Genomic DNA, 13,109 nt, shown 5'->3' on the forward strand with positions numbered 1-13,109 from the left:
ATCGGTGTCCTCGGAAGCGGGGGCGGTCTCGACTCTATTCGGCTGCATGCCCGAGCGGAACGAACGGTAAGCGTGACCTAACCCACGGTGCCGGTGCACAGGGGGCGCACGGAGTCATGACGTCCATCAAGTGGACTGTCCCGCGCGCCTGTCGAGGCCTCCGCGACGTTACAGTCGCATGTCCGCAATGCGAACACGCACTCCCAATAATGCAGTTGACTTGTTCAAGTCAAGGTCTGTCTTTTCTCGTAAACCAGTAGTCAAATGGCGTCACTTGACTACACGCGTATAACAGCGCGCGGACCTTCCTTGACAGGGATCCCCCCTTTCCGCGCGTCCGGACGCGTGCGTGGGAGGACATCAAGTGACCAGTAGATCCTGGACGTTCAGGACGGCCGCCACGGTCGTCGCCCTTGCGGCGGCCTCGGCGACGTTCTCGACGTTCGCCGTGGCACAGGCCGCCGACAACACCTCGGCGAAGGCCCCGGCGGTGGACCGGCAGGACCCGCAGCCGGCCAAGGCCAAGGAGCACGACTTCGACGGCCCGCTCAGCAAGACCCAGGAGGCGCAGCGCGAGGAGGCCATCGAGCAGGTCATATCCGGCGAGGCGTCGGTCAAGGACCGGGACGGCTCGAAGGTCGTCCAGCTCAAGAGCCGGAAGGGCGACAGCAAGTACGTCGAGCTCGGCCGCGAGAAGACCGACAAGATCTTCACGATCCTCGTCGAGTTCGGCGACCAGGTCGACAGCCGCTACGGCGGCACGGCCGGCCCGCTGCACAACCGGATAGCCGCGCCGGACCGCAGCAAGGACAACTCCACCGCCTGGCAGGCGGACTACAACCAGAAGCACTTCCAGGAGCTGTACTTCGGCACCGGCAAGAACACCGAGTCGCTGAAGAAGTACTACGAGAAGCAGTCCTCGGGCCGCTACTCGGTCGAGGGCGAGGTGACCGACTGGGTCAAGGTCCCGTACAACGAGGCCCGGTACGGCTCCAACAGCGCCTCCACCGGCGCCTGGTACGCGGTCCAGGACGGCGTCAACGCCTGGGTCGCCGAGCGTGAGGCGGCCGGCGCCACCGCCGCCGAGATCAAGGCGGAGCTGGCCGAGTTCGACCAGTGGGACCGCTACGACTACGACGGCGACGGCGACTTCAACGAGTCCGACGGCTACATCGACCACTTCCAGATCGTGCACGCCGGTGAGGACGAGTCCGCGGGCGGCGGCGCCCAGGGCGAGGACGCCATCTGGGCACACCGCTGGTACGCCTTCGGCACCGACGCCGGCTCCACCGGCCCGGACACCAACAAGCTCGGCGGCGCCCAGGTCGGCGACACCGGCATCTGGGTCGGCGACTACACCATCCAGCCGGAGAACGGCGGACTCGGCGTCTACGCGCACGAGTACGGTCACGACCTCGGTCTGCCGGACGAGTACGACACCTCCGGCGGCGGCGAGAACTCCACCGGCTTCTGGACGCTGATGTCGTCCGGTTCCTGGCTCGGCACCGGCAAGGAGGCCATCGGCGACCTTCCCGGCGACATGAACGCCTGGGACAAGCTCCAGCTGGGCTGGCTGGACTACGACGTCGCCAAGGCGGGCGTGAAGTCCACCCACACGCTGGGCGTCGCGGAGTACAACACCAAGAACGCCCAGGCCCTCGTGGTCCAGTTGCCGGAGAAGGAGGTCACCACCGAGGTGGTCGCCCCGGCCGAGGGCGCCACGCAGTGGTGGAGCGGCAGCGGCGACGACCTGCGCAACACCCTGACCCGCGCGGTCGACCTGACCGGCAGGACGTCGGCCTCGCTGTCCCTGGACGGCTGGTGGGACATCGAGCAGGACTACGACTACCTGTACACCGAGGTCTCCACCGACGGCGCCAACTGGACGCCGATCGACGGCACCCTGGCCGACGGCAGCGCCGTCCCGCGCGACGGCAGCGGCAAGCCCGCCCTGACCGGCACGGTCGACGCCTACCAGAAGCTGACCTTCCCGCTGAACGCCTACGCGGGCCAGAAGATCAGCCTCCGCTTCCGCTACGCCACCGACGGCGGCGTGGCCCAGAAGGGCTTCGCGGCCGACGAGATCAAGGTGACGGCGGACGGCGCCACGCTGTTCTCCGACAACGCGGAGACCGCGGACGCGGCGTGGACGGCGACCGGCTTCTCCCGGATCGGCGCGTCCATCACGGACGACTACGCCCAGTACTACATCGCCGAGAACCGCCAGTACGTGTCGTACGACAAGACCCTCAAGGTCGGCCCGTACAACTTCGGCTTCTCGACGACCCGGCCCGACTGGGTGGAGCACTACGCCTACCAGAACGGCCTGCTGATCTGGAAGTGGGACACCTCGCAGGCGGACGACAACACCAGCCAGCACCCGGGTGAGGGCCTGATCCTTCCGGTCGACTCGCACCCGACCGCGCTGAAGTGGGCCGACGGCTCCGTGATGAACGCCCGTCTGCAGAGCTTCGACTCGCCGTTCAGCCAGTACCGGACGGACGCGATCACGCTGCACAGGGCGGACGTCGCGGTCAAGATCAAGTCGCGTCCGGGTGTCCCGGTCTTCGACGACGGCAAGTCCACGTACTACGACGCGACGACCCCGCTCGCGGGCGTCAAGGTCACTGACACCAACACCTCGATCAAGATCGTCAATGAGCCGCTCAGCGGTTCGACGATCAAGGTGAAGGTCGGTCCGTCGACCAAGTAGTCGACGTTTTAGCAGGTCAGACGCGTATCGGCGGCAACCCCTCTGGCGGGTTGCCGCCGATCGTGTTTAGGTGCCTCCTGTGCCCTTCTTATTGACACCTGCATCGACACCGACATCGACAGCGACCTCGGCGCCGGCCCCGGCGACGACCTCGATACCGACGCGCACGGGGGTGTGACCGCATGGCCGCAGGAGGCTTCTGCAAGCTGCCCGACGGCATGGTGGTGGTGGCGTTGAACCTGCCCAGCCCGACCGCCCGAGAGGGCCTCCCAGGGTCCTCCACGGACGTCCGCGTGCTGGTTCACGCCCGGAACCGGGCCCGAGCCCTGACCAGGCTCCGCAACCTGGGCCTGCGGGCCGTCTACCTGCGCGGCAACGCGGCGCCACCCACCCCGGACGAGGTCACGGCGGTGCTCCACCACCCGGACGGCCTGATCTGGCGCACGGCCCCCGGAGGCGGTGTCCCGATCGGCGTCGTGGCCGTACCGGAGCTGTGGCGCCCCATCCGCTCGCTGCTGCGGGGCGCGGCGGCGGCATAGCCGCGGGGGCCACCGGAACGCGCTGCGCGCCTCAGTACGCCTCGACGACCCGTACCTCCTCCTCCGTGACCACCGCGTCCACGATGCGGAACGAGCGGAACTGGAACTCGCCCCCGCCGTCCGTGTCGGCCGTCGACACCAGCACGTAGTGCGCGCCCGGCTCGTTCGCGTACGAGATGTCCGTGCGGGACGGGTACGCCTCCGTGGCGGTGTGGGAGTGGTAGATGATCACCGGATCCTCGTCGCGGTCGTCCAGCTCGCGGTAGAGCTTGAACAGGTCGCCCGAGTCGAACTCGTAGAACGTGGGCGACATGGCCGCGTTCAGCATCGGGATGAAACGTTCCGGGCGGTCCGTGCCCGCCGGACCCGCGACCACGCCGCACGCCTCGTCGGGGTGGTCCTTGCGCGCGTGGGCGACGATCTGGTCGTGCAGGGCCTGGGTGATGGTCAGCATGGTCGCCAGGATAAGCAAAGGGGCCGTTCCGTACCGAGGAGTGGTACGGAACGGCCCACATCGCGGACGTCCTGAGCGGCTGCCGCAGGGGGCGCCACGAGTGCTCCCTGCGGCCGGACGTCCCGGGGGTGGTCGACCGGTCGGTCAGCCGACCTTCTCGAACTCCGGCTCGCGCCGTTCGGTGATCTCCGGGTTGCGGCCCTTCAGGACCGCCCAGCCGATGCCGAGCGCGACCGCCCAGCCCGCCATCACGTAGAGGCAGACCCGGGAGTCGGCGTCGTACGCGATCAGGCCGGTGACGAAGAGCAGGAAGGCGATGGCCACCCAGCTGAACGCCGAGCCGCCCGGGGCCGGGAAGGACGAGGCGGGCAGCCGGCCCGCGACGACCGCGCGGCGGTACAGGACGTGGCTGATCAGGATCATCAGCCAGGTCCAGATGCCGGCCGCGGTGGCCACCGAGGTGACGTAGCCGAAGGCCTTCTCGGGGACGACGTAGTTCAGGATCACGCCGATGCCCATGAACAGCACCGAGACCGTGATGCCGAAGGCGGGGGTCTTCGTCGACGACAGCTTGCGGAAGACCGCGGGGGCCTCGCCGCTGTCGGCCAGGTTCCGCAGCATCCGGCCCGTGGAGTACATGCCCGAGTTGCAGGAGGACAGGGCCGCCGTCAGCACGACGAAGTTCACGATGCCGGCGCCCGCCGGGATGCCGATCTTCGCGAACGCCTCGACGAACGGGCTCACGCCCGGCGCGAACTCCGTCCACTTCACGACGCAGAGGATGACGGTGAGCGCGCCGACGTAGAACAGCGCGATACGCCACGGAAGGGTGTTGATCGCCTTCGGGAGGGTCTTCTCCGGGTCCTGCGACTCGCCTGCCGTGACACCGACCAGCTCGACCGCGAGGTAGGCGAACATGACGCCCTGGAGGGTCATCAGGGACGAGCCGACGCCCTTGGGGAAGAAGCCGTCGAAGGCCCACAGGTTGGAGACCGCGGCCGTGTCGCCGGCGCTGCTGAAGCCGAAGGTGAGGACGCCCAGGCCGATGACGATCATGCCGATCAGCGCGGTGACCTTCACCATCGAGAACCAGAACTCCAGCTCACCGAAGAGCTTCACGGAGATCAGGTTGACCCCGAACAGGATCACCAGGAAGACCAGTGCGGTCACCCACTGGGGGACGGCCGGGAACCAGTAGTTGACGTAGATCGCGGCGGCCGTCAGCTCGGCCATACCGGTGACGACCCACATCAGCCAGTACGTCCAGCCGGTGAAGTAGCCGAAGAACGGGCCGAGGAACTCGCGCGAGTACTCCGCGAAGGAACCCGAGACCGGGCGGTAGAGCAGCAGCTCGCCCAGCGCCCGCATGATGAAGAAGATGATCCCGCCCGCGAGGGCGTACATCAGGATGAGACTGGGGCCGGCCTTGGCGATGTTCGCCCCGGCGCCCAGGAAGAGCCCGACGCCGATGGCGCCGCCGATGGCGATCATCTGGACCTGGCGGCTGCCGAGTCCGCGTTCGTATCCCTCTTCGGGAGTGTCAGTGACAGCGGTGTCAGTGACCTTCTCGGAGGTCATGTGTGGTGCGCCTTTCTCCATGCCGAACCGGGCCTCTCGTCGGCCTCGGATCGGGTTTCGATCCCCCCGGATTGATGGAGCGATGCCTGGCCGGCGATCAACCGGCTCGGTGGCGCACCCGGCCGAACATGCGGATGGTGTTCGCCGGGCGGTCGTGAAGATTTATCACGCCCGCAATATTGATCAACCGGGCGCGCTGTGGCGCACGACACAAGAAGAAGCGGATGAACGAGACACAAAGAGGACACTCCCGGCCGTCGCGTTGACGCGATCGTTATCCGGATTTGAGCGTCCTCTGAGCGAACAAAAAAGCGAAGGAATCAGGGCAGAAGCGTCGTCACGAGGGTCTCCTGGAGCCCGCCCAGCCACAGGTACGCCATCACCATCGGCTTGCGCGGGTCCTCGTCAGGCAGCCGGTAGAGGAGATCGGTGTCGTCCTCGTCGGTGATCTCCAGGCGGGAGCCGATCGCGAGGCGCAGGTCGTTCAGCGCGCGGAGCCACTGCTGGGACTCCTGCGGCGTCAGCTTCAGCACCGCCCCGCCCGCGCCGGCCGCCTCGGAGGCCAGCGCGTCCAGCGAGCGGACCACCGTGAGGGCGTTCTCGCGCTTGCCGGCCCGCAGGTCGTTCTCGGTGTAGCGGCGGAACTCGGCGGAGTGCGCCTTCTGCTCGCCCGCCCGCTCGGGCCCCGGGGAGCCCTCCGGGTCGGTGTAGGCGTCGGGGAAGAGGCGGCGCAGCACCGGGTCGGCGGGAGGCTCGCTCGGCCCGTCGGCGAAGAGCTCGGCGAGCGGGTCGTCGGGGGCGTCCTCGGCCGGACCGGGGCCGATGAGCTCCAGGAGCTGCACGGCCAGTGACCGGATGATGGAGATCTCGACGTCGTCGAGTGCGACGGCCGCGCCGCCGCCGGGGAGCGGTTCGAAGTGTCCAGGCATAGGAGGGGAGGCTACTTCCGGTCCTGCTGGAGGGTGGCCCACAGGCCGTATCCGTGCATCGCCTGCACGTCGCGCTCCATCTCCTCGCGCGAACCGCTGGAGACGACGGCCCGGCCCTTGTGGTGGACGTCCATCATGAGCTTGGTGGCCTTGTCCTTGCTGTACCCGAAGTACGACTGGAAGACGTACGTCACGTAGCTCATGAGGTTGACCGGGTCGTTGTGCACGATCGTGACCCAGGGGACGTCCGGCTCGGGTACGGCGAAGACCTCCTCCGCCGACTCGGTGCGTTCGATCTCAAGGGGAGCGGGTGACGTCACAAGCCCATGCTGCCACGCATCCGGGAAATCGTCACACCGACGAAAAGGGAGTAGCATCCATTGCCATGCTGCACATACCGGGGGACAACCCCCGGACCCCCGGCCGCGCCTGGGGTTGCCGGAGAGTCACGGACTGGGTGAGTTAATTGGACGTTGCGGACCTTGGGCTGCCGGTGGAAGTTCCGTCGACGGCGCTCTTCACGGACCAGTACGAACTGACGATGCTCCAGGCAGCCCTGAAAGCGGGCACGGCCGAACGGCGCAGCGTGTTCGAGGTCTTCACCCGGCGGCTGCCGGAGGGCCGGCGCTACGGCGTCGTCGCGGGCACCGGGCGGGTCCTGGACGCCGTCGAGAACCTCCGGTTCGACGCGGACGTCCTCGGCTTCCTGCGCGAGCGGAACATCGTCGACGACGAGACCCTGGAATGGCTCGCCGGATACCGCTTCTCGGGTGACATCTGGGGCTACCCGGAGGGCGAGGTCTACTTCCCGGGCTCGCCGATCATGCGCGTCGAGGGCTCCTTCGCCGAGTGCGTGCTCCTCGAGACCGTGATCCTCTCCATCCTCAACCACGACTCCGCGATCGCGGCCGCCGCCTCCCGGATGTCCTCCGCCGCGGGCGAGCGCCCCCTGATCGAGATGGGCGCCCGCCGCACCCACGAACTGGCCGCGGTCGCCGCCGCCCGCGCCGCCTACATCGGCGGCTTCGCCACCACCTCCGACCTGGCCGCCGGCTTCCGCTACGGCATCCCCACCGTGGGCACCAGCGCCCACGCCTTCACCCTCCTGCACGACACCGAGCGGGACGCCTTCCAGGCCCAGGTCGACTCGCTCGGCCGCGGCACCACCCTGCTCGTCGACACCTACGACGTCGCCGAGGCCGTCCGGACGGCCGTCGAGGTCGCCGGACCCGAGCTCGGCGCGGTCCGCATCGACTCCGGTGACCTGCTCCTCGTGGCCCACCGGGTGCGCCGGCAGCTCGACGAGCTCGGCGCGACGGACACCCGGATCGTGGTCACCTCCGACCTCGACGAGTACGCCATCGCCTCGCTGGCCGCGTCCCCCGTCGACGCGTACGGCGTCGGCACCCAGCTGGTGACCGGATCCGGGCACCCGACCTGCTCGATGGTCTACAAGCTGGTCGCCCGCGCCGGATCCGCCGACCCGCAGGCACCGCTGGTGCCGGTGGCGAAGAAGTCCTCCGGCGGCAAGACCTCCATCGGCGGCCGCAAGTGGGCGGCGCGCCGGCCCGACGCGCACGGGGTGGCCGAGGCCGAGGTCGTCGGCACCGGCGCCGTCCCCGCCGCACTGGCCGGCCACCAGCTGCTCGTCGAGCTGCTCAAGAGCGGCGAGGTCGTCGGCCGCGAGCCCCTGGACGCCGTCCGCGACCGCCACATCGCGGCCCGCGCCGGCCTGCCCCTCTCCGCGACCCAGCTGTCGCGCGGGGAACCCGTCATTCCCACGGAGTATGTACAGGACCAGTCGGGTAACTAGGGCGTGTGCCCGGCACACACCGGGCGACGCCCCCTCCCGCGGGACCGACAAAGTCTCTAGGCTCAATTACTTCACCCTCAGTCGAAGGACACCGACCATGCGCCGCGCCTTGATCGTCGTAGACGTGCAGAACGACTTCTGCGAGGGAGGCAGCCTCGCGGTGGCCGGCGGTGCCGACGTGGCCGCCGCCATCACCGAGCTGATCGGACAGGCGCCCGCCGGATACCGGCATGTGGTGGCCACCCGCGACCACCACATCGCGCCCGGCGGCCACTTCGCCGACAACCCCGACTACGTGCACTCCTGGCCCGCGCACTGCGTGGCGGGCACGGAGGGCGTCGGCTTCCACCCCAACTTCGCGCCCGCCGTCGCCTCCGGCGCCATCGACGCCGTCTTCGACAAGGGCGCCTACGCGGCCGCGTACAGCGGCTTCGAGGGCGCCGACGAGAACGGCGCCACGCTGGGCGACTGGCTGCGGGACCGCCACATCGACGAGGTGGACGTCGTCGGCATCGCCACCGACCACTGCGTACGCGCCACCGCCCTGGACGCCGCCCGCGAGGGCTTCCGCACCCAGGTCCTGCTGGACCTCACCGCGGGCGTGGCCAAGGAGAGCACCGACCGGGCCCTGGAGGAACTGCGCGCGGCCGGCGTGGAACTGACGGGCAAGCCGGTCGTCTAGGGCCCGTCCGACCGTCCCCGCCGGGCGCGCGACGCCCGGCACGGCGCCTCGCCGCGGTGTCGGATCACCCGAGTGCATCCGGTACGCGGGCGGTCCGCCGCCTCGCGACGCGCCGCATCAGAGGCCGCGCGCCGATCCGACGCGCATGGTCGGACCCGCCCCAGGACCCGCCCGAGGGCAGGCCCTGGCCCCGGCGCCGCCCCCGCCCGCCGGTTACCGTTTCCGCAAGGTGCACGTACAACTCGCCCCAACGGAGATGGTGTTGACGCAACGCTCGCACGTACGGCGGCCCACGCTCGAAGACGTCGCCCGGCAGTCGGGAGTCTCGAAGTCGACCGTGTCCCGGGTGATCAACGGGGAGGCCCGGGTCCGGGCGGAGGTCGTCGACCGGGTCCGCCGGGTGATCTCCGAGCTGGGATACGTCCCCAACCAGGGGGCCCGGCAACTCGTCACCCACCGCACGAACGCCGTCGCCGTGGTCGCCGCCCAGCCCGAGAACCGGCTCTTCATCGACCCCTTCTTCGACCTCCTCCTGCGCGGCATCCGCCGCGAACTCGCACTCCACGGCGCCCAGGCCGTCCTGCTGTTCCTGGAGGAACCCGACGACTACGCGCGTGTGGCCGACTACCTCGGCGGCGGCCATGTCGACGGCGCGATCCTGTTCTCCCTGCGCCCCGGCGACCGGCTGGCCGAGATCATCGACCGGCTCGGCCTGCCCGCGGTGTTCGGCGGCCGCCCGCTGCTGCGCGACGGCGACCCCGTGCGGCCCGGCCAGGCCCACGTCGACGGCGACAACCGCGGCGGCGCCCGGCTGGCCGTCCAGCACCTGGTCGCCCTCGGCCGGCGGCGGATCGCGACCGTCACCGGGCCCTACGACCAGGAGAACTCCGCCGCGGACCGGCTGGCCGGATACCGGGACGTGCTGCGCGACACCGGCGCGCCGCCCCTCGTGGAGCGGGCCGACTACACCCGGCAGGGCGGCGCCGACGCCATGGCCGCGCTCCTCGACCGCCACCCCGGCCTCGACGCCGTGTTCGTCGCCTCCGACCTCATGGCGTCCGGCGCCCTGCAGACCCTGCGGGAGCGCGGGCGCAGGGTCCCCGAGGACGTGGCCGTCGTCGGCTTCGACGACCTCACCTCCATCGCCGAGACGACCGACCCGCCGCTCACCACCGTCCACCAGGACATCGAGGAGATGGGCCGGCTGATGGCCCGGCTGCTGCTCGCCCGGGAAGACGCCCCGGACGGGTCGCCGGAAGGGGCGCCGGAAGGGTCGCCGGACGGGCCCTCCGTGATCGTCCCCACCCGCCTGGTGCGCCGCGCGTCGGCCTAGCGGCACGGTGGCATCTCACTCCCCGGCCCCATACCGTCCGCGATGTGGGATCACATTCCAGGAGCCGGACCGGGAATCGATACGATGAGCCCATGGTTCTGAACGACGTGAGCGAGAAGACGCCGGGCGCACTGCTCGTGGCGCGGCTGCACGTCGACCTGTGCAGGCTCGCCAGCGACATCTGTTGACGCACCACCCGCCGCCGTACGGCCGTGAGCCGACGGGGGTACGCCCGCGCGAGCGCAGCCGAGCGTGGGGGAGCCACACACGCACGAACCCGCGCCGCCCACACCTTCCGACAGGAGCCCTGAGCCATGGCCATCGAGGTCCGCATCCCCACCATCCTCCGCCAGTACACCGACGGTCAGAAGGCGGTGGAGGGCAACGGTGACACCCTCGCCGACCTGTTCACCGACCTCGAGACCCGGCACACGGGCATCCGGGCCCGCATCGTGGACGACGGAAAGCTGCGCCGCTTCGTCAACGTGTACCTCAACGACGAGGACGTCCGCTTCGTCGACGGCATCGACACCAAGCTGACCGACGGCGACACCGTGACCATCCTGCCGGCCGTGGCCGGCGGCATGGCCTGATCGGCCCCGACCCCCATGCGTTACGACTCCCCGCTGGCCGCGGTGGGCAACACCCCTCTGGTGCGCCTGCCGCGGCTCTCGCCGTCCGCCGACGTCCGCATCTGGGCGAAGCTCGAGGACCGCAACCCCACCGGCTCGGTCAAGGACCGCCCCGCCCTGCACATGGTCGAGCAGGCCGAGAAGGACGGCCGCCTCACCCCCGGCTGCACCATCCTGGAACCGACGAGCGGCAACACCGGCATCTCCCTCGCCATGGCGGCCAGGCTCAAGGGCTACCGCATGGTCTGCGTGATGCCCGAGAACACCTCTCAGGAGCGCCGGGAACTGCTCGCCATGTGGGGCGCCGAGATCATCCCCTCCCCGGCGGCCGGCGGTTCCAACACCGCGGTCCGCGTCGCCAAGGAGCTCTCGGCCGAGCACCCGGACTGGGTGATGCTCTACCAGTACGGCAACCCCGACAACGCGGGCGCGCACTACGCCACCACGGGCCCCGAGATCCTCGCCGACCTCCCGTCCATCACCCACTTCGTCGCAGGCCTCGGCACGACGGGGACGCTCATGGGCGTCGGCCGGTTCCTCCGCGAGCACAAGCCGGACGTGAAGATCGTCGCCGCCGAGCCGCGCTACGACGACCTGGTCTACGGCCTGCGCAACCTCGACGAGGGCTTCGTGCCCGAGCTGTACGACGCCTCCGTCCTCACCACCCGCTTCTCGGTCGGCTCGGCGGACGCCGTGACCCGCACCCGTGAACTCCTCCAGCAGGAGGGCATCTTCGCCGGCGTCTCCACGGGCGCGGCCCTGCACGCGGCGATCGGCGTCGGAAGGAAGGCGCTGAAGGCGGGGGAGAGCGCCGACATCGCGTTCGTCGTCGCCGACGGCGGCTGGAAGTACCTGTCCACGGGCGTCTACACCGCGGCCACCACGGAGGAAGCGATCGAGACCCTCCAGGGCCAGCTCTGGGCGTAGGGTTTCAGGTAGCCAGGTGACGGACCTGGTCCCACAGGACCGGGTCCACCACACCCACCCTGCGCCGGAAGTCGCTCACCCGGACCTGGCGCAGCTCGTCCGTCTCCAGGAAACTCGGCCGCCCCTGCGCGTCCCCCACGGCACCCGGCGGCAGCGGGATCACCCCGGCCCGCTCGTCGTGGTACTTGCTGGTGATCTTCGCGACGGTGGCGCGGTCACCGCGCACCATGAGCACCAGACACGGCCGGTCCTTCACCCCCGGACCGTCCTCGAACGGCACGTCCGCCCACCAGATCTCCGCCGGCTGGGGGCGGCCGGCGACGCCGTGGCCCCGGGTCGGCCGGCCCGAAGGCCGCCCCGTCGTCCGGCCCGGCGGCCGGGTCCCGCGCCGCTTCGGCCGGCGGCCCCGCCCCCAGCCGTCCACGAGTGTCGCGACCAGCGCGAGCAGTATCACCGCCGCGAGCGCGAGCCACCAGGACGTGTCCATACGACGACGTTACCGGCGTGCGGGCGCCGCCGCGCGCCCCATCGCCACCTTCACATGCCCCCGGTCCAGCCGAACCGGTGACACCACAGGTGAGTTCGCCCACAACGGCCCCTGGCGGAGGAGCGACCCGGGGTTTCGCGCCTTACGCTCGACGCACCGCACGACCCCCGTCGCCCCATTTAACGATCATTCGTTCCACGATCCGTCCCCCGGACCTCACCCGGTACTTCTCGGTTTCCCGCCAGCGGAGGTTTCGCCTTCATGAAGCTCACCGTCGTCGGCTGCTCGGGGTCGTTCCCGTCCGCGGAATCGGCCTGCTCGAGCTACCTCCTCGAGGCCGACGGCTTCCGGCTGCTTCTCGACATGGGCAACGGCGCCCTGGGTGAGTTGCAGCGCCACTGCGGTCTCTACGACCTCGACGCGATCTTCCTGAGCCATCTGCACGCCGACCACTGCATCGACATGTGCGCCTACTTCGTCGCGCGCTACTACCGGCACGACGGCGGCCGCTGCGACCCCATCCCGGTCTACGGCCCGGAAGGCACGGAGCACCGCCTGACCACGGCCTACGCCGACACCCCGTCGGCCTCCTCGATGAGCGAGGTCTTCGACTTCCACACGGTCAAGCCGTCCACCTTCGACATCGGCCCGTTCACCGTGCACACCGAACGCGTGGCGCACCCGGTGGAGGCCTACGGCATCCGCGTCGAACACGGCGGCAGGTCGCTGACCTACTCCGGCGACACCGGCGTCAGCCCCGCGCTGGAGGACCTCGCCCGCGACACCGACCTCTTCCTGTGCGAGGCCGCCTTCACGCACGGCAAGGAGAACATCCCCGACCTGCACCTCAACGGCCGCGAAGCCGGCGAGACGGCGAGCAGGGCGGGCGCGAGGAAGCTCGTACTGACCCACATCCCGCCGTGGACCGACCCCCGGATCAACCTGGCCGACGCCCGCGCGGTGTTCGACGGCCCGGTGGAACTGGCCGCGCCACGGCTGACGTACGAGATCTAGAGCCGACG

Annotated in this window: 14 protein-coding genes; 9 read left to right on the plus strand and 5 right to left on the minus strand. The window is 70.0% G+C overall.

Annotation, left to right across the window (positions count from 1 at the left end; translation table 11 throughout):
- Positions 1-364 precede the first annotated feature (364 nt).
- Entirely contained in the window at positions 365-2,713 is a 2,349-nt protein-coding gene (locus QQM72_RS26040) for an immune inhibitor A domain-containing protein (protein ID WP_314223270.1), read from the plus strand.
- A 182-nt stretch (positions 2,714-2,895) separates the two neighbouring features.
- On the plus strand, positions 2,896-3,252 hold the full coding sequence (locus tag QQM72_RS26045) for a hypothetical protein (protein ID WP_314223271.1): 357 nt from the start codon (positions 2,896-2,898) through the stop codon (positions 3,250-3,252).
- 31 nt (positions 3,253-3,283) lie between these two features.
- Here the strand turns inward: QQM72_RS26045 and QQM72_RS26050 are convergent, their stop codons facing one another.
- From QQM72_RS26050 to clpS, 4 genes are all read right to left on the minus strand, one after another.
- Positions 3,284-3,706 carry a M67 family metallopeptidase gene (locus tag QQM72_RS26050; RefSeq protein WP_314223272.1) on the minus strand — a complete coding sequence of 141 codons (423 nt, stop codon included), beginning with the start codon at positions 3,704-3,706 and terminating at the stop codon, positions 3,284-3,286.
- A 144-nt stretch (positions 3,707-3,850) separates the two neighbouring features.
- Positions 3,851-5,284: an amino acid permease gene (locus QQM72_RS26055; protein ID WP_314223273.1), complete on the minus strand. Its 1,434-nt coding sequence runs from the start codon at positions 5,282-5,284 to the stop codon at positions 3,851-3,853.
- Between the two features lie 320 nt (positions 5,285-5,604).
- Positions 5,605-6,213: a DUF2017 domain-containing protein gene (locus QQM72_RS26060; protein WP_314223274.1), complete on the minus strand. Its 609-nt coding sequence runs from the start codon at positions 6,211-6,213 to the stop codon at positions 5,605-5,607.
- Positions 6,214-6,224: 11 nt separating this feature from the next.
- Positions 6,225-6,590 carry an ATP-dependent Clp protease adapter ClpS gene (clpS, locus tag QQM72_RS26065; RefSeq protein WP_314223275.1) on the minus strand — a complete coding sequence of 122 codons (366 nt, stop codon included), beginning with the start codon at positions 6,588-6,590 and terminating at the stop codon, positions 6,225-6,227.
- 89 nt (positions 6,591-6,679) lie between these two features.
- Here clpS and QQM72_RS26070 point away from each other — a divergent pair, with 89 nt between their 5' ends.
- The 6 genes from QQM72_RS26070 (at position 6,680) to QQM72_RS26095 (ending at position 11,600) form a co-directional block, all read left to right on the plus strand.
- Positions 6,680-8,026, plus strand: a complete 1,347-nt coding sequence (locus QQM72_RS26070; RefSeq protein ID WP_314223276.1) for a nicotinate phosphoribosyltransferase — start codon at positions 6,680-6,682, stop codon at positions 8,024-8,026.
- 97 nt (positions 8,027-8,123) lie between these two features.
- On the plus strand, positions 8,124-8,708 hold the full coding sequence (locus QQM72_RS26075) for an isochorismatase family protein (RefSeq protein ID WP_314223277.1): 585 nt from the start codon (positions 8,124-8,126) through the stop codon (positions 8,706-8,708).
- 256 nt (positions 8,709-8,964) lie between these two features.
- Complete coding sequence (locus QQM72_RS26080; protein ID WP_314223278.1) at positions 8,965-10,041, plus strand: LacI family DNA-binding transcriptional regulator; 1,077 nt, start codon at positions 8,965-8,967, stop codon at positions 10,039-10,041.
- A gap of 92 nt (positions 10,042-10,133) precedes the next feature.
- On the plus strand, positions 10,134-10,229 hold the full coding sequence (locus QQM72_RS26085) for a putative leader peptide (RefSeq protein ID WP_314223279.1): 96 nt from the start codon (positions 10,134-10,136) through the stop codon (positions 10,227-10,229).
- A gap of 126 nt (positions 10,230-10,355) precedes the next feature.
- The gene (locus QQM72_RS26090; protein ID WP_057600398.1) at positions 10,356-10,634 is read left to right on the plus strand and encodes a MoaD/ThiS family protein; all 279 of its coding nucleotides are present in this window, start codon (positions 10,356-10,358) and stop codon (positions 10,632-10,634) included.
- Positions 10,635-10,649: 15 nt separating this feature from the next.
- Positions 10,650-11,600: a PLP-dependent cysteine synthase family protein gene (locus tag QQM72_RS26095; protein ID WP_314223280.1), complete on the plus strand. Its 951-nt coding sequence runs from the start codon at positions 10,650-10,652 to the stop codon at positions 11,598-11,600.
- Positions 11,601-11,604: 4 nt separating this feature from the next.
- On the opposite strand, the gene QQM72_RS26100 is transcribed toward QQM72_RS26095, so the two are convergent.
- Positions 11,605-12,087: a type II toxin-antitoxin system PemK/MazF family toxin gene (locus QQM72_RS26100; RefSeq protein WP_314223281.1), complete on the minus strand. Its 483-nt coding sequence runs from the start codon at positions 12,085-12,087 to the stop codon at positions 11,605-11,607.
- A gap of 261 nt (positions 12,088-12,348) precedes the next feature.
- On the opposite strand from QQM72_RS26100, the gene QQM72_RS26105 reads away from it, so the two are divergent.
- Positions 12,349-13,101, plus strand: coding sequence for an MBL fold metallo-hydrolase (locus QQM72_RS26105; RefSeq protein ID WP_314223282.1), 753 nt, complete (start codon positions 12,349-12,351; stop codon positions 13,099-13,101).
- The last annotated feature ends 8 nt before the right edge of the window (positions 13,102-13,109 follow it).

Origin of the sequence: Streptomyces zaehneri, from assembly GCF_032248645.1 — a bacterium.
GTDB classification, from domain to species: domain Bacteria; phylum Actinomycetota; class Actinomycetes; order Streptomycetales; family Streptomycetaceae; genus Streptomyces; species Streptomyces coriariae.